This is a genomic window from Cyanobacteriota bacterium (assembly GCA_027618255.1).
Lineage (GTDB): Bacteria > Cyanobacteriota > Vampirovibrionia > LMEP-6097 > LMEP-6097 > JABHOV01.
Window position 1 is genome coordinate 1 of record JAQCFG010000034.1, and the last position, 21,578, is coordinate 21,578.

The following is a 21,578-nucleotide window of genomic DNA, read 5'->3' on the forward strand; positions in this document are numbered from 1 at the left end:
ATTTTAGCGTTAGGTCCCTTAGTAAGAGCAGAAGCTCTTGTCACTTTAGCTGGTACTTTAGCAGGCACTGCAGCAGTACCTGCTAAAGTACCACTTGTCCCGCCGAGCCCTGTTGTATTGCTTCTTGCCATGATCTTAATTACCTCAGTAACATTGGATCATATTGATATTAAGATCTAGTTATCCGTCTTCGCGAAGCTACGACGCGACAGGAGTTTCAACGTGTTAAGCCTTGAGAGCAGTAGCTATTTCACCATTCTCGTGCATTTCCATAACGATATCGCAGCCACCAATGAATTCATTGTTGATATAGAGTTGCGGGAAAGTAGCCCATTCTGAATAGACTTTCATGCCAGATCTAAGATCAGGGTTTGCAAGTATGTCATAGTCAGCAAACTCGGCACCATGAAAATTAAGCACTTTGACGACAGTGTCTGAAAAGCCACACTGAGGCATTTGTTTATTGCCTTTCATGAAGAGTACTACTTTGTCTTTCTTTAAGATCTCTTCGATTTTCCCTTTGAGCTCCTGGTTTAATTCACCCTCTACTTGATTTCCAAATTGCATATTGTTCTCCTTTGTTTATAATTCGTCCTTGGTCTTTGCTTTAACAACAAGAGCATGAATACTCTCATTTGCCAGTAAGTCTTTGAGACTGCGTTGTACCAGTTGCTCTCGTTTCACTCTTGAAAGTCCTTCAAAATCACTTGATACGACATTTACTTGCCAGTGATTACCGCCCTTGAGATCAATTGCTTCAACTGACTCTACCGTTAGGTTCTCTTTGAGTAGGTTCTCTATGTCTTGTGCTTCTAGTATCATCTAAATATCCTTACCGTTTTTGCAAGTGCTTCAAAGCACTTGTCTATATCTTCTTTATTGTTGTAAAACGCAATTGAGATTCTTGCCGTTGAATCTACTCCAAACCTTGTCATTACAGGCTGAGCGCAATGGTGACCGGTTCTAATTGCAACACCATGTTCGTTCATCATCGTACCAATATCAAAGCTACCAATGTCATCAAATACAAAACTAATAATGCTAGTTTTATTTTCTGTGCTTGCTATGATTTTTAGTCCTTCAATTTCTTTGGCTTTACTAAGCGCGTAGCTGTAGAGTTCGTTTTCGTATTGAGAGATATTCTCAATACCAAGACCTGCAATATAATCAATCGCAGCCCCTAAGCCAATCGCTTCAACAATAGGAGGAGTACCAGCTTCAAACCTGAACGGTGCTTGCGCAAAACTTGTCTCAGTTAGCGTGACTTTGTCTATCATTTCACCACCACCATGATAAGGAGGCATGGCGTTTAGGTATTTTTCTTTGCCATAAAGCACTCCAATGCCGGTTGGTCCATAAAGCTTGTGTCCAGAAAAAGCAAAGAAATCAACATCAAGATCTTGCAAATCTATTTTTTGATGAGCCACAGCCTGAGCGCCATCCACTAGAACTAAAGCTCCGTGTTGGTGGGCAAGCTCTGTGATTTTTTTGACTGGAACTATTGTGCCAGTTGAATTAGCAAGTGCCGTAACAGCTACGAGTTTGACTTTGCCACTTGCGATGAGTGTTTTGCATGCTTCTAGGTCAAGCTCACCATTGTCCAGTACCGGAATTGATTTAAGTTTGGCACCAATTCGATTACAGTGGATTTGCCATGGAACTATATTGGCATGGTGCTCTAGCCCGCTGATTAGAATTTCTATGTCATTATGAGGAGCCGAAGCTGACGTCAGGATCTCACTAGTGTTAGTAATTTCTTTTTGCCCCAATCTCAACCACTCAGTGAATGAATAAGCGAGCATATTGATAGACTCAGTAGTACCTTTGGTGAAAATGATTTCGTTGCTTGATTTAGCGTTGATAAATTTGCGTACCGTTTCTCTAGCCTGATCAAATGCTTGCGTTGATTGAACACTAAGCTCATAGACACCTCTTCTTACGGTGCCGTTGGAGTTAGTCATAAACTCTCTCATCGCTTCAATGACTTGCACTGGCTTCTGGCTAGTAGCTGCACTATCAAGGTAGCAGTACTGTTGAAGTATTGGAAAGTCCTTGCGGGCTTGAGTGATGTTACAAGTTTTAGTCATAGCGTGAGTGTTTGAATTTCTTGTTTTCAGCAAGTGCTTCTAGAGTACCATCGTGACTAGCTCCCAGGCTTGCAAATGCAAGATTGCTAGCGTAGTTTCTTCCTGACTCTATTGAGATCTTGTCAATAACTTCTTGGCAGAAGCTATAGGTGAGTATTGCTTTTGCTTCAAGATCACTTAATCCACGACTATTTAAGTAGAATAATTCTTCGGCGCTGATATTACCAACTGTCGATCCATGAGCGCATTTGACATCATCAGCAAGTATGTTGAGCTGTGGTCTTGAATCTACGTGAGCAGAGTCTGAGAGTAATAAGTTTTTATTGAGTTGTAAGGCGTTGGTTTTTTGTGCGGCTCTAGCAACTTCAATTAATCCGTTGAATTCAGCTCTCGATTGATCTTGCAGTATCCCTTTAAAGAGCTGACTACTTTGAGTGTGCGGGGCATTGTGATTGATTACTACTTTGTGATGTGATTTGCGATCGCCGTTAACTACATAGAGACCATTGATAGAAGCATCTGCAGCTTCGCCATTAAGATTGATATTGATGTCATCTCGACTTGATTTGGCTCCAAAACTAAATGAATTGAATTCGAATTTGCTATCACGGCAAAGTGTTGTTTCTAAGTTGTAGAGGCAGGTTGATTGCTTGGATTCGTTTTGGATTTTGTCGAGTTTAAGCTCGGCACCATCGTCGAGATAGGTTTCGATAACTGCATTAGTTAAGTACTTGCTCGCTTCGTGTCCAATATAATTAACTATTAGGTTAGTGTTGGAGTTGGCACCAGCATAAATCAATGATCTAATTTGATTAAAGTTGGCTTTGGTTGAGATATGTAGTATTTGTATTGGGCTTTGACTATTGTAGTTCTTTTGAATATGTAGCAAGAAACCACTATCCATAAGTATTGTGTTTACTGTTTTGAAATACTTAGTCTCTTGTTCAAGATTTTGTGCAAAGAATTTCTCTGTGATTGACTTGAGCTCTGGCTGAGCTTCAATTTCTTCAGCCTTGTTGAAATTAACAATTTTGATTTGTTCAGATTTGAAATTAGAAAGCTCTTTAGAATAATTGCCGTCAATTGTGACGATTAAATTACTCACAGTCTCTCTGTAGACATACTTGTCAATGAGTGCTGCAAGATCTTTTGCTTCAATTTGCTGATCTTGAACATTTTGATTAAAACCAAGAATATCATTGAAATCAAAATACTTCCAGTCTTCATCTTTGCCAGAAGGAAAGTTTAAGTCTTTGAGTTTGGTTAGAGCTAGTTGTTTGCGATCTTGTATGAAACGAAGCTGAGAGATGGTGTTTGAAGCATCTCTGATAATTTTTTCTTCGAAATCTATAGGAGTCTTTGTCATGAGATTGCGTAGCCACTTTCCTCTAATTCTAGTGCTAGTGATTTGTCGCCAGTCTTGATGATTTTACCGCCACTAAGTACATGCACAAAATCTGGTTCAACGTAATCAAGTAGTCTTTGATAGTGAGTAATCATCAATACAGCGTTGCCTTTGTTTTTGAATTGATTGATACCTTCGGCTACTAGTTTGAGCGCGTCAATGTCCAGTCCTGAGTCGGTTTCATCAAGGATCGCAAGTTTGGGATCAAGTACTAGCATTTGAAGGATTTCGTTTTTCTTTTTCTCCCCACCAGAAAATCCTTCATTGAGATTACGATCAAGGAAACTAGAGTCCATTTTGAGTATATTGATTTTCTCTTCAATGAAATCATCAAAATCAAGTGGGTCCATTTCTTCTTTGCCTTGATATTTTTGTTTCGAGTTATAAGCCATTCTTAGGAAGTTGAGGTTGTTGACACCGGGAATCTCTACTGGGTATTGAAACGCAAGAAACAATCCCGAATTGGCTCTGTCTTCAGCAGCGAGTTCAAGCAAGTCTTTGTTTAAAAACTCTGCTGTGCCGCCTGTTGCCTCATAGTCTGGATGTCCAGCAAGAATCTTTGATAGAGTGCTTTTGCCAGAACCGTTTGGTCCCATGATCGCATGCACTTCGCCTGCATTGATCTCTAGGTTAAGTCCTTTGAGGATTTCTTTCTTGCCTTCTTCAGTATCGATTACGGCTTTGAGTTTTTCTATTTTAAGTATTGTTTCGGTCATTATATATCTTCCTTTGGGTCTATCCTACAGAGTTCTCCAATTTAAGGCTCATTAGTGCGTTTGCTTCAGCTGCAAACTCTCCAGGTAGCTCTTTAAATACATCCTTGCAAAAGCCACTAATGATAGTACTAATGGCATCTTCTATACTAATGCCTCTTTGTTGCAAATAAAATAATTGGTCTTCAGAGATTTTGGAAGTAGATGCTTCGTGTTCGATGTTGGCACTATTGTTACTTACTTCAATGTATGGAGTCGTATTGGCAGCACAGTTGGAACCGATTAACATAGAGTCGCATTGAGTATAGTTCTTGGCGTTCTGAGCTTTGGGACCGATCTTGACTAGCCCTCGATAAGTGTTTTCTGATTTACCTGCCGAAATACCTTTGCTGATGATGGTTGACTTGGTGTTTTTACCAATGTGAATCATTTTGGTGCCGGTATCTGCTTGTTGCATGTTGTTAGTAAGTGCCACTGAGTAAAACTCCCCAATAGAGTTGTCACCTTGAAGAATACAACTAGGATATTTCCAGGTGATTGCAGATCCAGTCTCAACTTGAGTCCAAGAGATTTTGGAGTTGTCTCCTTGGCATTTCCCGCGCTTGGTTACAAAGTTGTAAATCCCGCCCTTGCCATTTTCATCTCCAGCGTACCAGTTTTGTACTGTAGAGTATTTGATCTCAGCATCTTTCATTGCAATAAGTTCAACGACAGCTGCGTGCAGTTGATTGGTATCAAAGGCCGGCGCTGTACAACCTTCTAGGTAAGAGACATAGCTACCTTCGTCGCAAATGATCAGGGTTCTCTCAAACTGTCCTGAACCTTCGGTGTTAATTCTAAAGTTGGTCGATAATTCAATTGGACATTTGGTATTAGGCGGGATGTAGATGAAAGTCCCGTCACTAAAAACTGCTCCATTGAGTGCGGCATAAAAATTATCAGTATTCGGTACTACGGTACCAAGATATTTTTTAACAAGTTCGGGATGTTCTTGAACTGCTTCCGAGATTGAACAGAAAATAATGCCGATTTCTGCTAGAGCTTTTTTGTGAGTGTTAGCTACTGAAACACTATCAAAGATTGCATCAACAGCAATCCCTTGTAGTTGTTTTTGTTCTGCAATAGGTATACCAAGCTTTTCGTAGGTTCTTAATATTTCTGGATCAACTTCATCAAGCGACCCTTTAGATTTGCCGTCTGCGTTCATTTTTGATTTGGGTGCAGAGTAATAAATAATGTCTTGAAAATCAATTGCCGGATAATGAACTCGTGACCATTTTGGTTCTTTCATCTTGTTCCATTGCTCAAAAGCTTTGAGACGAAAATCGAGCATAAACCCTGGTTCATTTTTGATAGCAGAAATATTTCTTACTACGTTTTGGTCTACTCCCTTGGGGAATTTATTCGCTTCAATCTCACTAGTGAAGCCATATTTGTACTTTTGATTTTGAAGGTTTTCTAGATTAGTGTCCATTGTTACCATTTTAGTTGTAGCTCATTTGCACTTCTGCAAAATTGCGTACTTGTCCTCTGATATTGTTGATAGTGTTTTGTTCTTTATTGAGTAGGCTCGCAAGGCTAATCCCAGCCAAGAAATTATTCACCATGCTATTGAGTGATGACCAGACAGGTCTTACCGAGCAATCATTTGAGTTTACACAGTTTTCTTCTTTGCCTGAGTGCTTATTACAAAAATCAATACCAAAACTCGCTTCACCAAGTGCGTCGATAATTTGATAGAGATTGATACTTGGACTAGGTCTTGATAATTTGTAGCCGCCGTATTTTCCGCGAGTACTTTCAACTAAGCCTGCTTCCTTGAGTTTGCCAATAATCGCTGCTGTATTTTCATAGCTAATAGCTTCTGCGTTAGCTATTTCGTTGATAGATACCAAGCCGCTAGGACTAGATTGAAGCAATCTAGCTAATCTAAGTATGATCCTCAAACCGTATTCCTCATGTGCAGTGATCTTCATTTGTTTTGCCTTGGTGCTTTTGTCCAGCTGCTGCGTTAGATCATGAACAAAAGTCCCTAATGCAAAATCGCTGACTGCGATGATTATCGCTAAAAAGCTCAAAGTTTGTAGTAATATCTTTTAATCTTTAGAAATATATCAAGATTGAATTAATATGTATTGCAGTCGAATGGAGAAAGACATAATGCAATAATAATTACTATGCCAAAGCAAATTTTTGAAATAGCAGTTATCGGAGCAGGTGCAGCTGGACAAATGGGTTTATTGCGATCAGTTCTCAATAACAAAGACACAATTGTTTTCAAGGGTGACGCGAAGACCAATAAAAAATCAAGAGCTACTTGGGTCTCGCACGTTGTTAACATGCCTTACAGCTCTGGTATCCCAAGACCAATTGGTTCTGCTACCACATCAAGCCTACAATGGATTCAAGAAGAATCTGAGTTTGCTAGCAAGCTCACTGTTGTGGCAGATGCTGTTAGTAAACTAACTAAAAACCAAGATGGAATTTTTGAACTTGAAACAGCCAAGGGTGAAAGCTACCAAGCCAAGTATGTTTTGCTTGCAACTGGCATTATGGATATGCAACCAGAGATAGATGGCTCGATTCAGCCGGTCTTGCCTTTTGCCAACAAAGGGCATATCGATTATTGTTTGCGTTGTGATGGTCACAAATCATTAAACAAAATCACCGCTACTATTGGTCACGGCGCGCCAGCTGCTTGGGTTGCAATCATGCTCCATGAGCGTTATCAACCACCTGAGCTTAAGATTTTTACTAATGGTCATGAGCCAGAGTTCTCAGATGATGTCAAAGAACTTCTCAAGCTTTACGATATTAAAGTGATCACTGAAGCTATCAAATCAATCAAGGGAGATCCGAAAACCAAGATGGAAGCTGTTGAACTTGAAGGCGGTAAGTTTGAACCGGTAGAGTTTGCTTTTGCTTTATTAGGACAAATTGCTTATAACGAACTAGCTTTGCAAGTTGGTGCAGAAGTGAATGCCAAGGGCAATGTAGTTTGCGGAGACAAGGGTGAGTCTAGTGTCCCAGGTTTGTACGTTGCCGGTGATTTGCGAGATACTGGCAAGTATCAAATCTATACTGCTTGGGATCAAGCGGTAGACTCGATTGATGATATGGATGCTAAGCTGAGACTTGAGTATCGAAATAATCAAAAGCAGCTTAGCTTAGTTAAGCCATAGTCAATTGACCAGTAACTTTGATCTCGTCAGCAATTTGTTTTGCTATTTTGAGAGGTGAATCGTCTTGTTGATAAAAAACATAAAAAGAGGTATCTGAATTTGTGCTAATGAGACTCATGCTAATTCCCATGTTAATCATTGTTTGTGTCACTTGATTTAGATAGTCTCGATCATATCCTTGTGGATATTTACCAAAAGCTTTTTGATCCATAACTGCAAAACCTCCAGGCTTTAATATCCTTAATATATTTTGCATGAGTTGTTCTAGTTGCTTTTGTGATAGTTGATATTTAGCTTCCGTAGGTATTGGTTTATCATAATTACCAATGAGTAAGCTTGTAATGATCCTCTTACTCTTGTTTGGAATTTCAGTCCAGGATTTATGTTCACTGTTTGGGTTGACCAGTGTGCTCTCTGGAAAATAGATACTATCTACTTTGTTATTACCAAGATCTCTGAGGCATTTAGTTAGGGTTCCTGCTTTATCCGATCCAAAATCGAGGAGGTCTTGTTTTATGAGCCATTTGAGAGTGTTAGTTTTGTTTATTCTTTCAGTTGATACACCGAAGCGTGCTAAAAAATGAGGTATTAATTCAATGAGTGTTTCTATGCCAGGTGCCAGCCGCTTGCTCCCAGTTGTCATTTGCAAGTTGATAGGGGGTATCAAAATCACGAGGGTAGATAATAGCAAATTCTTTCTTTCTCTGATAGAGTTAATCTTGTTAATGTTGGAGATATTGAGTAAATGGAGCAAAATGATCAAGCTAGAACATACTTTGTTCTCACTGCCTTTCGTTATCAGCTCAGCTTTACTGGCAATTGATTATCAAAATGGTCAAATTGACTGGATGGTTTTCTTTTGGATTAGTCTCTGTTTACTTGGAGCGCGCTCTGCTGGTATGACCCTTAACCGGATTTTTGATGCTGAGATTGATTCACGTAACCCGCGGACTCAAGATAGAGAAATTCCTCAAGGCAAGATCAGTAAAAAGCAAGCATGGTTTTTTGCGATTCTTTCATTAACGATTTTGATTTTCTCGGCTTTTCAATTACCAAGACTTTGTCAAATCCTCTTGCCAATTGCTTTGACTTGGCTTTTTGCTTATTCTTGGATGAAGCGTGTGACTTGGCTTTGTCATTTTGTTCTTGGTACCACTCTTGGAGGGGCTACGCTTGGAGCTTGGATTGCTGTTACTGGTAATTTAGATTCACTGGCGCCAGTTTACCTTGCACTTGCTGTTAGCTTTTGGGTTGCAGGTTTTGATATTTTTTATTCATTACAAGACGAAGTTTTTGACTTAAGTCAAAAACTTCACTCTATCCCTGCCCGATTTGGCAAAGCGACAGCCGTCAAAATCGCTCGTTTTACTCATTTATTAACACCAATCTTCTTATATCTTTGTGGTGAAGAACTTGAGCTTGGTTTTTATTTCAAGCTGGCAATATTGTTTACTGTTGTAGCACTGTTTTATGAACAGCGACTAGTCAACGAACAGAAAATTGAAAAGGCATTTTTTACTGTTAATAGTTGGATCTCTGTAATGATCATGGTCTTTGTAATATTGGAGTTGAGTTTGAGTGTTTAAGTATTTGCTCAAACATTATCGTGGATATTTATTAGGGATTGTCTTTTTGATTATCACTAATCTCTTGGCTGCTTATATTCCACAGCTTATAAAAAAAGTAGTAGACATGATTGAAATTCAGGACTCCGCTCTGTTAGAAGTTCTAGCTTGGGCTAGTTTTCTTGCTGTGCTAATGGCAATAATGAGAGCGGCCTCTCGCCAAATCATATTTGCTATTGGTCGTGAGATTGAATTTGAACTTAAAAAAGATATCTTTAATCATTTGGTGACCTTGCCACCTGGTTTTTTTTCGGAGAGTTCCAAAGATGGAATCTCGACTCAGGCGGGTAGCCTAATTTCAATAATCACTAATGATGTCCAGTCTATTAGAGCCCTTGGTGGTTTTGCAATGCTTAATATATTCAATACTGTAATTGCTTTTGCTGTGATTCTACCTTTGATGTTTGATTTACATACCGAATTAACCTGGGCTTTTCTGGCTTTGATTCCTATTGTGATTCTATTTGTGATTTCTTTAAGTGGCAAGATCAAAGACTATCAAAATTGGGTTCAAGAAGAACTTGCACGTATTAGTAATTTCATTGAACAAAACCTGAGTGGTATTCATATTATCAAGGCTTACGCTCAAGAACAGGCAGAGCTCAATCGTTTTTCTGTTATCAATGATCAATTAAAACAAGCCTATTTGAAATTAATTCAGGTGCGTAGTTTTATTGGGCCAGTGATGCGAGTAATTGCAAGTCTCGGTTTTGTTTTACTTTTGTACATGGGTGGTAAATCAATTATCGCTGGAGAGTTTAGTGCTGGTGACTTTGCTGCTTATGCACTTTATGTTCAAAGGCTGATCTGGCCTGTCGCCACGCTTGGTTGGTTAATCACTATCATTTATAGAGCTCAAGTAAGTGAAAAAAGAATTAACGGTATTCTTCAAGTTGATCCGACTATCAAAGATCGTGACGACGCTATTAAAAAAACTAGCTTTGAAACTGAAATTGAAATCAAAGCCCTTAATACAAAAATAACTAAAGGATCAATGGTTGGTATTGTCGGTGCAATCGGCTCAGGTAAAACAGTACTAGCTCATAAATTAATGCATCTTAAAGAGTTGACTGATGATGAGATTTTAATTGATGGGATTGATATCAAGGATATTCAATTAAATTCATTGCGTACTTTGGTGAACCTAGTACCCCAAACTAATTTTCTTTTTTCGAGTTCGGTTTTTGATAATATTGTTTACGCCAAAGATCTAAGTCGAGATCAAGTGATTGAGCTCGCTAAGAAAGTGAATATCCATGATGAGATTATGTCCTTGTCTGAGTGCTATGACAGTATAGTTGGTGAGCGTGGTGTAACCCTCTCAGGAGGACAGAGACAAAGAATTGCTATCGCCAGAGCATTAGCACTGGATCCGGAGATTTTAGTGCTCGATGATTCTTTAAGTAGTCTTGATAACGAGAGCTCTAAGTTGATTTTGCATAATATCATCGGTTTGCGTAAAAACAAAACTACTATTTTCATTACTCATAATGAAAGTATTTTAAATGAGATGGATCAATTAATTAAATTGGAGAGAGTAGGCTGATGAATAACTGGCAGCTAATCAAAACCCTATATCCATTCATGAAGCCTTTCAAATGGCAAATTATTATCGCATTAGCTATTTTACCTTTAAGTTCTGCAACCTATTCTATTCAACCTGTTTTGCTACAAAAAGCAGTTGACGGTCCTATTGCTGCATTTGATTTAGCTGGACTTTGGACTTATGCTTTATTCTTGCTTGGCGCTGTTGCTATCAATTTTGTTTTGCAAGTTGCACAGTTCTATATTATGAACAAAGTCGGTCAGTCGATGGTAGCTGATATTCGCTACTCTCTTTTTGTGCATCTTGAATCTATGTCTATGAGCTTCTTTGACCGCAATCCTGTTGGTCGCTCGGTTTCAAGAGTCACTAGTGACATGGAGCAACTCGCTGAAAGCTTTGTTGGTGGATTGGTTTTAATTCTGCTCGATATTTTCAATATTCTAGGGATTCTATTATTTATGTTTTACCTCAATTGGAGATTGAGTTTAGTAGTTTCAGTTTTTTTGATACCGATTTATTTTATTACTATTTATTACCAAGAGCTTTATCGTAAAGCCAATTTGATGGCTCGCAAGGAGCTTGCTAAGCTCAATTCTTTCTTGCAACAAAATATAGTTGGTATTTCTGTTGTTCAAGTATTAAACAGCACAGCCAAAAGTATGAACAAGTTTGCTGAATACAATCGTCAATATTTTAAAGCCAATGACGAAAGTATCAAAGCAGATGCACGGCTTTCGGCTACTATAGAAATGATTTCACTGTTTGCTATCATCGCTTTAATTTATATTAGTTCAAAGATCTTTGCTAGTTCTGTACTAAGTATCGGTATGATACTTGCTTTTATACAGTACTCGCAGGCACTGTTTGAGCCGATTCGCAATCTTAGTGATCGTTTTACGGTAATTCAATCTGCTTTTACTGCAATAGAAAGAATGAGTGAATTATTAGATGAACCGATTAGTATTCAAGACCATAAATCTTTAACTTGCACACAAGAGAACAAAGATGCGCCACTTATCAATTTTAAAAATATCCAATTTCAATATCAAGACAAAACACCTGTACTTAATGACGTTAGTTTTCAAGTACAGCAAGGTCAAAAAATAGCAATTATCGGCAAGACTGGTTCGGGCAAAAGTACCATCATTAAACTATTGACTCGTCTGTATGAACTTGATCAAGGTTTAATTGAAATTAATGGAGTCGACATCAAAGAGATTCCTCAGTATCAACTACGAGAAAAAATAGCCGTGATTCACCAAGACACATATATTTTTGCAGGTAATTTAGAATCCAATATCAAACTAGGACGAGACGAGTCCAAGCTTGATATGCAGCTTGCTCAGCGCTTCCTCGACTTGGCTCCTGGTCTAAGACAAGAACGTGATCTTTTGAATTTGTCCAATGTTTCATCTGGCGAGGAGCAAGTGATCAACTTTGCTCGTGCATTAGTTGCTAGACCGGAGATTCTTGTGCTTGATGAAGCAACAGCCAAGATTGACTTGGAAACAGAGAAGGCGATCTATGAATTATTGAATGAATATATCAAAGGGAAGACTTTAATTACTATTGCTCACAGATTAGAGACTATTAAGAGTGCGGACTTGGTATTGAAACTTGAAAACGGTTTGCTGACACGCTGACAAACGAAGTTTTTCTAGTCGGGTCTATGAAAAAAGGTTCTGACCGTGCAAAGCAGGTGTCAGATAGGGGTTGATACTTTGCATTTCTCAGTGCACCCTTAATTAAGCAGTAGCACCAAGACTCGACCATGAGCTGTTGTCATTATCAACGCCAGCCATTTTTGCTTGATTTATATTAGTTAAGGAAAATTGTAATTTGCCGTTATTTTGTGCAACAGTGACATTAGTATCATCATCAAAGCCCCTCAATTCACTAGGGTAATGTTTGCCATCTATATTTAATTTACCTTTTTGGGCAGTAAGCGTAGCACCTTCAGCAAGTTGTAGGCTGACTCTACTTGGTATATTGGTCGACCCTTCTTGTATATTTGTTTTTATATCGATCCCAGATCCAGCTGATACTGCAAATGAATTACCTTGTTGTAGGTTGAGAACAATTTGGAGCCTGGCTCCTTTTTCGTGACCAGGTACGTTTCCAAATTTCAGATGGGCTCCATTTGCTAAGTCAAAACTATTTGGCTTAAATCCAGGTATTTTACCTAATATTGATTCCGGTATGTGTTTGTTGATCTGACTACCATCAGATTTTTGAGCACCAAGTAAAATTGTCGGTACTTGGCCAGATAGTTGTATAAATTTTGTTATTAATAATCCAGCAACCATAATGAAAACCTAGTTCTCCCAAGTACTTTTAACAATTTCAAGTTAAGACTAGGTTAAACAGGATACGACCCTGATCCCTTTGTATGTATACATACCAGTACTAATTCTTAATTTTTGCTTAGATTAGGTATTTTTCTTCATTTATCGCTGACGTTTCTTGCAATCCTTTATATGATTAGATCGATTCACTAGAAATTTGATTTCATCGAATTAGTGATTTAAAGAATAACAATGAATACAATTTTAAGTTCGGAACATTGGTGGTACAAAGCATGATTAACAGTAAATTTTTAAGTTCGGATGAGGGTAGTTCAGCCAAGTTCTTTATGTTCTCAGCCATTGTTTGGTTGGTATTAGGAATGGCTGCTGGCCTTTTAGCAGCATTGGAGTTTTCTTTTCCAGATTTAACTAAAGGAATACCTCAATTATCGTTTACGCACTTGAGACCTGCTCACGTGAATACAATTGCCTTTGGCTGGTTGTCAATGGCTAATATTGGTTCGGCGCTTTATATTATCCCAGCTCTTTGTAAGACCAAGCTCTACTCAGAGAAATTAGCCAACTTTGTTTGCTATGTTTGGAATTTTGTTATTGGTGGCGGTGCAATAGCATTAATGAATGGCTTTACAGAGGGACGTGAGTATGCGGAATATACTTGGCCTTTTGATATTTTGGTTTTAGTAGGACTATTCTTACTTTCTTACAATCTTTTTAGAACAGTTCTTAATAGACAAGTCAAAAAACTCTATGTATCCGTTTGGTATATCATGGGGGCTTTCTTTTGGATGCCGTTTGTTTATTTAGTAGGTAACCGTACTTTTGTTGCAATGGATGGATTGAATGATGGAATCCTCAACTGGTTTTATGGACACAATATATTGGGAATGTGGTTTACAGTACTTGGTGTTGGTATAGCTTATTACATGGTACCTAAGATGAGCGGTAAACCGATTTGGAGTCATAGCTTGTCAATGATTGGCTTTTGGACTATTGCATTTTTCTATGCACCCACAGGTACTCATCATTTACTACAGTCACCAGTGCCAGAATGGCTTAAAGCTCTTGCGGTAATTTTCTCTGCAGCTTTAGTCATCCCGGTGATAACCGTTTTAACTAATTTCTATATGTCAATGAAAGGATCATGGTGGATGCTGACTACAAATATGCCACTTCGTTTTGTGATGACAGGTGCTTTTTGGTATTTCATTACTTGTATACAAGGACCTTTTCAGGCGACACGTGGAATCAATTGGTACATTCACTTCACTCAATGGGTTGTTGCTCACGCTCATGCCGCTTTGCTTGGTACATTTACATTCTTTGTAATAGGATCACTTTATTACGGCATACAAAGACTTACTGGCAAAAAGATTTACAGTGTTCGTTTAGTTAAATGGCATTATTGGTTGCTTACAATTGGATTCTTATTATTTTTCTTGAGTCTTACTGTAGGTGGATTACAGCAGTCAGTAGGATGGGCTCTTGGTTACCCAGTAGCTCAATGGTCATTAATTCTCCCACCAATGTGGTTGGTTAGATCAATTGGAGGAGTAATGATGTTTGCCAGTAGCTGTTTATTTGCCTACAATATATTTAGAAGTATGAATAGCCCAAGTATTTCATCTGAGGATGAACTTAATATGGCGGTACCAACTGAGAACTAAGGAAAGGATTTAGGAAATGTCTGACAAAAATACAAATGAAAAAATAGGTACAAAGGGATATATACTGCCAGCAGTTGTAGTTGCTCTGTCTTTTATGATGATCTACACAGTAGTTGTATTGATTCCTGATATGACGATGATTAATATCAAGCCTACAAAGTATGCGATGGAATATGTTCTCAAAGATACTGATGGCAATATCGTCATTGATGAAAAGGGCAAACCTAAATTAAGTCAGGCTGGTAAAGGACGTGCAGTTTACGTCAGAGAAGGTTGTTTTTATTGCCACTCACAATTTGTTAGACCACAGGATAGAGATTTCGGTTCTCGAGTACATGCTGGTGACTATGTTAATGAAACACCAAACGTATTGGGTACATCAAGAACAGGTCCAGACTTGAGTAATGAAGGTCTCAAAATGCCAGATGCCTGGCATATTGGACATCTTGATAATCCAAGAGCTTATACTCCCGGTTCAATTATGCCTTCTTTTAGTTTCTTGAGTGAGGTAGACACAGCTAACTTGGTTGCCTATCTACAAACACTTGGTGCTAAGCGTTTTCAAGATCCTGAGAATAAACCAATTTACGAAGCATATTATCCAGAAGCTGACACAGCTTTTTGGGTAGCATCTGAACACCACAAACCCAACGTTGATAGTGCAACAGCTGCCAATGGTGGTGCTGGAATCTTTAGACAAAACTGTGCAGCTTGTCACGGAACGAACGGACTTGGTAACGGACCAAACGCTCTTGCCATGAACAAAAAACCAGCCAACTTCTCAAGACCTTTCTTCAAGGCTTATTCTGACAAGACTTGGTACTATAAAGTAGCAGAGGGTGTACCTGGTACCAGAATGCCGCGTTGGAAACTTGCGCTGAAGCCTGAACAAATGTGGTACTTAGTTGCATTCTTAAAAACTCTTCCACAAGACAAAGAAGTGATTATTCAGGATTATCAAACAATTAATGATAAGGATTGGGAAGAGCAATCAGTACTGCCTACTGGATTAATAAACAAATACAAAGAAATTGGACATCACAAAGCTACTGGTACTTACCATGTAAATCCAGGTGGCTTGACTGGTACAGAGACCAGTGCAGGAGGAACTAGTGGACACTAATATTGCTTTTTCTCTTCAAGACTGGATACTGAGTGTCTTTAACAAGGAAGGGATTGCGGTTTTTGCAATTTTTTCTTCAACATTCTTTTTATTAGCAGGATGTTTGGCTTACTGGGCTTTTAAAAGTGGACAGTTTGATGATATTGAGGCAGCCAAATTCGAGATGATGGGGACAGGAGTTTAAAACATATGACGGAAAATACAAATACCAATTTAAATCTAGATGAAATGTCACCAATTTCACCAGCCTTGTCAAAATCTTTAGTAACACCTGCTGCTGAATACAAAGTTAGCCACAATAAGCCACCTTTATTTTTGGTAGTACTATATATTTTAGTTATCGCCTGGTGTAGCATTAGTTGGATACCGTTTTATGGATATTAAAGTCAAAATGAAAAGTAAAAAAAGAATCGTCTGGATTGTTTCACTAGCGCTGATAATGAGCTTAATTGTTGTTGCACCTCTAATGGCTGCTTCACGTACTGGATTGCAGTCAAGTCTAATTAAAGACTGGCACTCTGAAGTGGATAGAGCCCAGTGTCCCGACTTCCTTTATCCATCACATACTCCTTCAATCGTTAGTGGTCAGAAAGTATACCAAGCCAATTGTGCTAGATGTCACGGAGAGCCGCCTACTAAAGACCAGCAAGTTATTAGCTATATGCGCGCACAAAGTCCAGAAAAACAATTTGAAAGAATTTGTGGTCATAAGCACCAAATGAATAAGGCTTTGACTATTGATGAGCGTTGGGATTCGCTACTCTATATGAGAACTAATATACTTGGTTATTACCCAGCCAACTCACAAGAAGCTTCAGAAATGGATGCACTGTTTGGTGGTAATTGCGCTATTTGTCATGGAACCAGAGGACAGGGAGATGGTAACTTACACAAGATGCTTAATCCTCAACCTGCCAACTTTAATATGTTCAAGCGTCTTTATACTCGCTCTGACGAGAAATTATTTAATGAGATTTCTTATGGAATTCCTTGGACAGCAATGCCTGCTTGGAAAGATAGACATGACTTTGATAGACAAGAAGATTTTAATCCTGAGCTAATTTGGAAATTAGTTCGTTATGTTCGTAGTTTTGCATATTCTCAAGAAGTAGACAGGCTGGATATCGGTCGACAAAAACTTGAAGATTATAAGAAAGAAATAGGTGAATCTAATTAATATGAAATTTGAAAGAAGAGAGTTTATAAAGACCTTGCTTGCAGTCCCCGTAATTGGCGGCATTTCGGCATTGTTTATTTCACCCTTTGTTAGGTTTCTCAAGCCAAGTTCTGGTCCGCTTGCAACAGCTGAGATCTTCAAGCAACCAGACAAACCATCACCGGTTCGTGAGATCAGTTTCAGTGTCTCTGATTTCCCCGAGAACTGGTCCTTTAAGTATTTTATGTTTCAAGAGTCTAATCGCGAATATACTTCTGTCGGTGAACAAATCAAAACTATTCCTGGTGTGATTGTTAGAACCCCGACGCCAGACGGCAGTGCTGACTTTGTCGTATTTAGTCGTGTTTGCCCTCACTTAGGTTGTGTGTTTAATTTCGTTCCTATTGAAGCTGAGGTAGCTAAGGGATATAACTATGCTCCGCCTCCAGGACAAAAAGTTTTTGCTTGTCCTTGTCATCTTTCAGTTTATGACCCAATGCAAACTGACACCAAAGGTAGAGGCAAGGTAGTTTCTGGTCCTGCACCAAGATCACCATTTAAGTTTAACTTCATAAGACAAGGAGAAAGAATATTGGTTAGTAGTTTAGAGTCAGGAGGGATCTCTTAATGGAATTGCCTTCTATATTTAAAGCAGCAAAAAAATCAGTAATGGATAGATTAAAGAATGTTGATTTCTTTGATGAAACTTTTGTTGATAAACAAGTAGACAATGTATGGTACAAACTTGGACCAATACAGTGGCTCACTTGGATAGTAACTATTGTTACTGGAGCTATATTGGTAGCTTTCTATGTGCCAACATCTGAACAAGCATATGACACTATCATTGTAATTCAAGAACACATACCATTTGGTGGATTGATGAGAGGTATGCACAAGTATGGAGCTGATGCTTTTATTATTGCTTGTATCTTGAAGATGTACCGTATGTTTATTTGTGCTGATTACAAAGGCAACAGAGAACTCAATCTATGGATTTGTTTCTTCCTCTTGCTACTTGGGTTTTATTCTGGACTTTCTGGTTATTTATTAATTTGGAACCAAAGAGCTTTTTGGGCGACCAAAGTATTTGCGACCTTCCCTGGTTATATGGACCAGTTTGGTCTTAACTTAGCTTTCTTAGGTGAGACTATTGTTACTCAATTAGTCAAATGGGGTGTACCAACTAGTTTGCCAGCGATCCCTGTTTCTGAGGGTGGTGGAATTCTTCTGGATATGAAACTGCTTAATCAATACATCAACTTTAATATGGGAATGGTTACTCAGCAAATCTTGCTTGGTGGTAGTGCCATTGGACAAGCGACAATCACTAGATTCTATTCAATGCATATGGCATTATCGACTATTGGTTTGATTGTTGTTGAGCTTTATTTTTATAGCAACAAAAAGAAGCGTTTCAATATTCCTTGGAGTGAGGGATTCTTGATCATCTTTATGATAGCTGCAGCTGCAACTATTTTCCCTGCTGAAATGGGAGCAAGAGCAAACCCGGCTGTAACGCCATTACCAATTCTTTCTGACTGGTATTTCTTGGCTCTTTATCAAATGTACAAATATATCGAGCCCGTACTAGCAACGTTTATTACTATGCTAATTCCTGCAACTGTACTTTTGTTGCCGTTCTTTGACCGGGGCAAGGAGAAGAGTATTACCAAGAGACCAATAATTATGTGGACTGCTATTATGGGTGCAATTAGTACTATTGCTTTCTCTGTTTTGATTATTCTTAATATCGCCAATATCAACACAGACCCACCTTACTGGGTTGCTGGTACAACTATATTGATTGCAATTGGAATTTATTTTTCTCAGAAACAATATGCCGGAATTAATAGATGGAAACTTGCTTTAGTTCATGTTTTATTCTTGGTTTGCTATTTAGGAAGAATTCATACAGTGCCTTATTTTGGTTTGCCTTTAGAAGATATACTTGGCAACACTTTCTTTGCTGACGGTTCTTGGGGACGTATGTGGATTTTCTATGGTGGTTTTGCTGCTTTGCATATACTTACCGCAATGTGGGAATCTTGCTGTGCTTGCAAAAAGGATGCTAAATAAATGGCTTATTGGACAGTATTTATTTTAGCGGTTTATTCAATCACCCAATTCTTTGGTGGTTATAGATATTTTAAAGCAGGAGAAGAACTTCAAGGCTACCTGATGAACGGTCTTTGGATTTTTATTTTTGCAGCTTCAATGTTATTCTTGACTTACAAGATCTATAGTGAAGAGCGTGCCAAAAACAATATCAAAGAGAGTTTTGCGCCTTTTGAGCTGATTTATAACTGGAGGGAAAACAAATGAAAAATTTAACATGGTTACAGATTGGAGTTGCATTAGCTAATATCGCGGTCTTTGGTTTGATGTTTACCTTGATGGGATATTTTGAGTTGATGGGAGCTGATCAGGCTTACTTTGATGCTGGTACTATTCAAAACATTAAATACATCAATATGATGACTGAGCCATTAGGTTTGACGATCGATCCAGCTAGCCAAGAAAAAGTAACTACCGTTTGGTACGCTGCATGTTTAGGAATTGCACTTGCATTCTCTGGACTTAGTATTATGATTGCCAATCGACGTTCAGATGAGTTTTACGAGGTAACCAATTAATGTTTACAAAAATAGTTAGAGCCGGTCAAGTAGTGTTTTTGAGAATTGAGGATGCCCTCAACAAGATCTTTTCTTCAGAGCAAAACATTCTTTATTATCATGGTGCGATGCCAAATTTCTTCATGTGGATTTTATTCCTTTCAGGTTTATTGTTGTTTGTATACTATATGCCGACACTTGAAGGTGCTTACCAGTCAGTCGAGTACATCACTCACAAGATTCCTTTTGGAGATATGATTCGTGGTATTCATAGATACGCTGCTGATGCGATGTTGATCACTGTCTTGCTGCACGCTCTTAGAGTTTATTTCACTGATAGATATAGATCATATAGAATCATTGCTTGGTACTCAGGAATAGCTTTAATATTCATGATGACCCTTATTGGTATCTCTGGTTATATTCTTGTGTGGGACGAGCGTTCTTACATTATAGTAACCAAAATTAGTGAGTTTCTTGCTGCTTTCCCTATCTGGGGACAAGCCTGGTCACATGCTTTTATTAATGACAACGCAATAAGCAACTATACAATGAGCATGGCTCTGTTCCTGCACACAGGTACTTCATTCTCGCTACTTGTTATGCTGTGGATTCACTATATGAGAATCTCAAGACCTGTGGTCAACGTCACTTGGGCACTCGGTTGTCTGCTTGGTGGAACTATTCTTATATTTGCAGGATTAATGCCAGCTACTTCAGGACCTGAAGCCGTCTTAATTGCTACTCCAACTTACTTTGATATGGATTGGTTCTATTTATGGATTTTCCCTGTTATGGATTACCTTGGCAATATTTGGACTTGGGTTGCATTAGCTGTAGTTACGCTGATAGCGATCTTGCTTCCAGAGTTTGTTAAATCAAGAGATGATGAACCTGCGACAGTAAACAAAGATGCTTGTGTTGGTTGTAAGCTTTGTGCTGTTGATTGTCCTTATGAAGCAATTTATATGGCACCAAGAACAGACGGTTCTAAATTTAAGGAAATTGCAGTTGTGATTGATGCAAGATGTGCTGAGTGCGGTCTTTGTGTTGGCGCTTGCAACTTTGATGCCATTGAATTACCTGCGCATATTTCTACCGATTATATGGATCAGACTAGAATGATTTTGGAGGCTAGTGTTTAATGAGCGACAAGAAAAGAGTAGTAGTAATTGCTTGTGAGCGTAGTGTCAATCTTGATAACGAGCTTGAAGGCAAACATGGAGCCAATCTCAAGGATGTTGACAATGCATATGTAGTTAGAGTTCCTTGTTCTGGTATTATTCAACCAAGAATGATCGAGAAAGCATTTAATGATGGTGCCCAAGGTGTAATAGCGATGGGCTGTCAGATTGGTGATTGTCACTTCCGTGAAGGTAACAAGTTTTGCCGTGAACGTATGCTTGGTTTGAGACCACCAGTAATCAAAAAAACAGTACCGAAAAATAGACTCAAAGGTCTTTGGATGTCTGAAGTTCAAGTAAGTAGTTTCAAAAAACGTGTGCGTGATTTTCAAGATCATGTTGCTGTTGAATTAGAGAAGGAGGCTGCTAATGCCAGCTAAAACTAAAGTAGATATCGTTTTTGACAATATTATTTTTTATGTGATTTTCTTTTTGGCGCTATTGATGATATCGGCGTTTGGGCTTATTGCCGAAGCATGATTGGGCTCTGTGCTAATTTACTTAACTGCTGCGTTACGCTTGCCCTCGTTGGTGTTAACCAACTTCGGGAACGCCCTGCGGGCTCTCGCAAGCCTTGCATTTAAGCAAATTAGCTACATCGCTTTGGGATTTTACTTACGCTGTAGTAATCTTGTCCACAGGCTATAATAATCCAATGACAACTCAAACAACAATTAAAAACGACAGAATCCTCAAAGCACTGCGTTGTGAAGCTACCGATAGAGCTCCTGTATGGATGATGCGTCAGGCTGGAAGGTATCTTCCTGAGTACCAAGCAATACGCAAAGATTTTAGTTTTTTGGATTTGTGCAAAAACCCAGTGAAAGCAGCAGAGGTTTCTATCCAGCCTTATGAGATTCTGGGGGTGGATGCGATCATTATGTTCTCTGATATTTTGGTGCCGCTTGAACCGATGGGATCAGCTGTAAGTTTTGCAACAGGTTCTCCCAAATTTGCTGAGCCCATTAGAAC

General features: G+C 38.7%; 24 protein-coding genes. 15 read left to right on the plus strand and 9 right to left on the minus strand.

Going from position 1 to position 21,578, the window contains the following annotated elements; all coding sequences use genetic code 11:
* Positions 1-225 precede the first annotated feature (225 nt).
* From grxD to O3C63_05930, 7 genes are read right to left on the minus strand one after another with little or no spacing between them, the layout of a single operon-like run.
* Positions 226-567, minus strand: coding sequence for a Grx4 family monothiol glutaredoxin (gene grxD, locus O3C63_05900; protein ID MDA0772458.1), 342 nt, complete (start codon positions 565-567; stop codon positions 226-228).
* A 15-nt stretch (positions 568-582) separates the two neighbouring features.
* Positions 583-822, minus strand: a complete 240-nt coding sequence (locus O3C63_05905) for a BolA/IbaG family iron-sulfur metabolism protein (GenBank protein MDA0772459.1) — start codon at positions 820-822, stop codon at positions 583-585.
* Entirely contained in the window at positions 819-2,087 is a 1,269-nt protein-coding gene (locus O3C63_05910; protein ID MDA0772460.1) for a SufS family cysteine desulfurase, read from the minus strand. Before O3C63_05910 ends, O3C63_05905 begins: the two co-directional genes overlap by 4 nt.
* The gene (gene sufD, locus O3C63_05915) at positions 2,080-3,453 is read right to left on the minus strand and encodes a Fe-S cluster assembly protein SufD (GenBank protein ID MDA0772461.1); all 1,374 of its coding nucleotides are present in this window, start codon (positions 3,451-3,453) and stop codon (positions 2,080-2,082) included. The genes O3C63_05910 and sufD overlap by 8 nt, the downstream gene beginning before the upstream one ends.
* A complete protein-coding gene (gene sufC, locus O3C63_05920) occupies positions 3,450-4,208 on the minus strand; it encodes a Fe-S cluster assembly ATPase SufC (protein MDA0772462.1) in 759 nt (252 codons plus the stop codon). Before sufC ends, sufD begins: the two co-directional genes overlap by 4 nt.
* Positions 4,209-4,227: 19 nt before the next feature.
* Entirely contained in the window at positions 4,228-5,679 is a 1,452-nt protein-coding gene (gene sufB, locus O3C63_05925) for a Fe-S cluster assembly protein SufB (protein MDA0772463.1), read from the minus strand.
* Between the two features lie 10 nt (positions 5,680-5,689).
* Positions 5,690-6,181, minus strand: coding sequence for an Rrf2 family transcriptional regulator (locus O3C63_05930; GenBank protein MDA0772464.1), 492 nt, complete (start codon positions 6,179-6,181; stop codon positions 5,690-5,692).
* A 201-nt stretch (positions 6,182-6,382) separates the two neighbouring features.
* Between O3C63_05930 and O3C63_05935 the strand changes: the two genes are divergently transcribed.
* Positions 6,383-7,387, plus strand: a complete 1,005-nt coding sequence (locus O3C63_05935) for an NAD(P)/FAD-dependent oxidoreductase (GenBank protein ID MDA0772465.1) — start codon at positions 6,383-6,385, stop codon at positions 7,385-7,387.
* On the opposite strand, the gene O3C63_05940 is transcribed toward O3C63_05935, so the two are convergent.
* The gene (locus O3C63_05940) at positions 7,377-8,030 is read right to left on the minus strand and encodes a hypothetical protein (protein MDA0772466.1); all 654 of its coding nucleotides are present in this window, start codon (positions 8,028-8,030) and stop codon (positions 7,377-7,379) included. The genes O3C63_05935 and O3C63_05940 overlap by 11 nt on opposite strands.
* 82 nt (positions 8,031-8,112) lie before the next feature.
* Here O3C63_05940 and ubiA point away from each other — a divergent pair, with 82 nt between their 5' ends.
* Genes ubiA through O3C63_05955 form a run of 3 tightly spaced genes read left to right on the plus strand, consistent with a single transcriptional unit; the run spans position 8,113 to position 12,201 of the window.
* Positions 8,113-8,973 (plus strand): putative 4-hydroxybenzoate polyprenyltransferase, encoded by an 861-nt coding sequence (gene ubiA, locus O3C63_05945; GenBank protein ID MDA0772467.1) that lies wholly within the window; start codon positions 8,113-8,115, stop codon positions 8,971-8,973.
* Positions 8,966-10,558 (plus strand): ABC transporter ATP-binding protein, encoded by a 1,593-nt coding sequence (locus O3C63_05950; protein MDA0772468.1) that lies wholly within the window; start codon positions 8,966-8,968, stop codon positions 10,556-10,558. Before ubiA ends, O3C63_05950 begins: the two co-directional genes overlap by 8 nt.
* Complete coding sequence (locus O3C63_05955; protein MDA0772469.1) at positions 10,558-12,201, plus strand: ABC transporter ATP-binding protein; 1,644 nt, start codon at positions 10,558-10,560, stop codon at positions 12,199-12,201. Before O3C63_05950 ends, O3C63_05955 begins: the two co-directional genes overlap by 1 nt.
* Positions 12,202-12,303: 102 nt before the next feature.
* Here O3C63_05955 and O3C63_05960 read toward each other — a convergent pair whose 3' ends face one another.
* The gene (locus O3C63_05960) at positions 12,304-12,864 is read right to left on the minus strand and encodes a hypothetical protein (protein MDA0772470.1); all 561 of its coding nucleotides are present in this window, start codon (positions 12,862-12,864) and stop codon (positions 12,304-12,306) included.
* A 272-nt stretch (positions 12,865-13,136) separates the two neighbouring features.
* Between O3C63_05960 and O3C63_05965 the strand changes: the two genes are divergently transcribed.
* From O3C63_05965 to O3C63_06015, 11 genes are all read left to right on the plus strand, one after another.
* Positions 13,137-14,528: a cbb3-type cytochrome c oxidase subunit I gene (locus O3C63_05965; protein MDA0772471.1), complete on the plus strand. Its 1,392-nt coding sequence runs from the start codon at positions 13,137-13,139 to the stop codon at positions 14,526-14,528.
* A gap of 16 nt (positions 14,529-14,544) precedes the next feature.
* Positions 14,545-15,651, plus strand: coding sequence for a cbb3-type cytochrome c oxidase subunit II (locus O3C63_05970; GenBank protein MDA0772472.1), 1,107 nt, complete (start codon positions 14,545-14,547; stop codon positions 15,649-15,651).
* On the plus strand, positions 15,641-15,835 hold the full coding sequence (gene ccoS / locus O3C63_05975) for a cbb3-type cytochrome oxidase assembly protein CcoS (protein ID MDA0772473.1): 195 nt from the start codon (positions 15,641-15,643) through the stop codon (positions 15,833-15,835). Before O3C63_05970 ends, ccoS begins: the two co-directional genes overlap by 11 nt.
* A 207-nt stretch (positions 15,836-16,042) precedes the next feature.
* Positions 16,043-16,828, plus strand: coding sequence for a c-type cytochrome (locus O3C63_05980; protein MDA0772474.1), 786 nt, complete (start codon positions 16,043-16,045; stop codon positions 16,826-16,828).
* 1 nt (position 16,829) lies between these two features.
* Complete coding sequence (locus O3C63_05985) at positions 16,830-17,435, plus strand: Rieske 2Fe-2S domain-containing protein (GenBank protein MDA0772475.1); 606 nt, start codon at positions 16,830-16,832, stop codon at positions 17,433-17,435.
* A gap of 41 nt (positions 17,436-17,476) precedes the next feature.
* Positions 17,477-18,886, plus strand: a complete 1,410-nt coding sequence (locus O3C63_05990; protein MDA0772476.1) for a cytochrome b N-terminal domain-containing protein — start codon at positions 17,477-17,479, stop codon at positions 18,884-18,886.
* Positions 18,887-19,132, plus strand: a complete 246-nt coding sequence (locus O3C63_05995; protein MDA0772477.1) for a hypothetical protein — start codon at positions 18,887-18,889, stop codon at positions 19,130-19,132.
* Positions 19,129-19,443: a hypothetical protein gene (locus tag O3C63_06000; GenBank protein MDA0772478.1), complete on the plus strand. Its 315-nt coding sequence runs from the start codon at positions 19,129-19,131 to the stop codon at positions 19,441-19,443. The genes O3C63_05995 and O3C63_06000 overlap by 4 nt, the downstream gene beginning before the upstream one ends.
* Positions 19,443-20,567 (plus strand): cytochrome b N-terminal domain-containing protein, encoded by a 1,125-nt coding sequence (locus tag O3C63_06005; GenBank protein ID MDA0772479.1) that lies wholly within the window; start codon positions 19,443-19,445, stop codon positions 20,565-20,567. Before O3C63_06000 ends, O3C63_06005 begins: the two co-directional genes overlap by 1 nt.
* Positions 20,567-20,986, plus strand: a complete 420-nt coding sequence (locus tag O3C63_06010) for a hydrogenase iron-sulfur subunit (protein MDA0772480.1) — start codon at positions 20,567-20,569, stop codon at positions 20,984-20,986. The genes O3C63_06005 and O3C63_06010 overlap by 1 nt, the downstream gene beginning before the upstream one ends.
* 275 nt (positions 20,987-21,261) lie before the next feature.
* The coding region (locus tag O3C63_06015; GenBank protein ID MDA0772481.1) for a uroporphyrinogen decarboxylase at positions 21,262-21,578 on the plus strand (317 nt) is incomplete at its 3' end.

Excerpts from the sequence above, each read along its gene's own strand:
- grxD (MDA0772458.1), bottom strand. The coding sequence starts at position 567 with ATGCAATTTGGAAATCAAGTAGAGGGTGAATTAAACCAGGAGCTCAAA.
- O3C63_05905 (MDA0772459.1), bottom strand. The coding sequence starts at position 822 with ATGATACTAGAAGCACAAGACATAGAGAACCTACTCAAAGAGAACCTA.
- O3C63_05910 (MDA0772460.1), bottom strand. The coding sequence starts at position 2,087 with ATGACTAAAACTTGTAACATCACTCAAGCCCGCAAGGACTTTCCAATA.
- sufD (MDA0772461.1), bottom strand. The coding sequence starts at position 3,453 with ATGACAAAGACTCCTATAGATTTCGAAGAAAAAATTATCAGAGATGCT.
- sufC (MDA0772462.1), bottom strand. The coding sequence starts at position 4,208 with ATGACCGAAACAATACTTAAAATAGAAAAACTCAAAGCCGTAATCGAT.
- sufB (MDA0772463.1), bottom strand. The coding sequence starts at position 5,679 with ATGGACACTAATCTAGAAAACCTTCAAAATCAAAAGTACAAATATGGC.
- O3C63_05930 (MDA0772464.1), bottom strand. The coding sequence starts at position 6,181 with ATGAAGATCACTGCACATGAGGAATACGGTTTGAGGATCATACTTAGA.
- O3C63_05935 (MDA0772465.1), top strand. The coding sequence starts at position 6,383 with ATGCCAAAGCAAATTTTTGAAATAGCAGTTATCGGAGCAGGTGCAGCT.
- O3C63_05940 (MDA0772466.1), bottom strand. The coding sequence starts at position 8,030 with ATGACAACTGGGAGCAAGCGGCTGGCACCTGGCATAGAAACACTCATT.
- ubiA (MDA0772467.1), top strand. The coding sequence starts at position 8,113 with ATGTTGGAGATATTGAGTAAATGGAGCAAAATGATCAAGCTAGAACAT.
- O3C63_05955 (MDA0772469.1), top strand. The coding sequence starts at position 10,558 with ATGAATAACTGGCAGCTAATCAAAACCCTATATCCATTCATGAAGCCT.
- O3C63_05960 (MDA0772470.1), bottom strand. The coding sequence starts at position 12,864 with ATGGTTGCTGGATTATTAATAACAAAATTTATACAACTATCTGGCCAA.
- O3C63_05965 (MDA0772471.1), top strand. The coding sequence starts at position 13,137 with ATGATTAACAGTAAATTTTTAAGTTCGGATGAGGGTAGTTCAGCCAAG.
- O3C63_05970 (MDA0772472.1), top strand. The coding sequence starts at position 14,545 with ATGTCTGACAAAAATACAAATGAAAAAATAGGTACAAAGGGATATATA.
- O3C63_05980 (MDA0772474.1), top strand. The coding sequence starts at position 16,043 with ATGAAAAGTAAAAAAAGAATCGTCTGGATTGTTTCACTAGCGCTGATA.
- O3C63_05985 (MDA0772475.1), top strand. The coding sequence starts at position 16,830 with ATGAAATTTGAAAGAAGAGAGTTTATAAAGACCTTGCTTGCAGTCCCC.
- O3C63_05990 (MDA0772476.1), top strand. The coding sequence starts at position 17,477 with ATGGATAGATTAAAGAATGTTGATTTCTTTGATGAAACTTTTGTTGAT.
- O3C63_05995 (MDA0772477.1), top strand. The coding sequence starts at position 18,887 with ATGGCTTATTGGACAGTATTTATTTTAGCGGTTTATTCAATCACCCAA.
- O3C63_06000 (MDA0772478.1), top strand. The coding sequence starts at position 19,129 with ATGAAAAATTTAACATGGTTACAGATTGGAGTTGCATTAGCTAATATC.
- O3C63_06005 (MDA0772479.1), top strand. The coding sequence starts at position 19,443 with ATGTTTACAAAAATAGTTAGAGCCGGTCAAGTAGTGTTTTTGAGAATT.
- O3C63_06010 (MDA0772480.1), top strand. The coding sequence starts at position 20,567 with ATGAGCGACAAGAAAAGAGTAGTAGTAATTGCTTGTGAGCGTAGTGTC.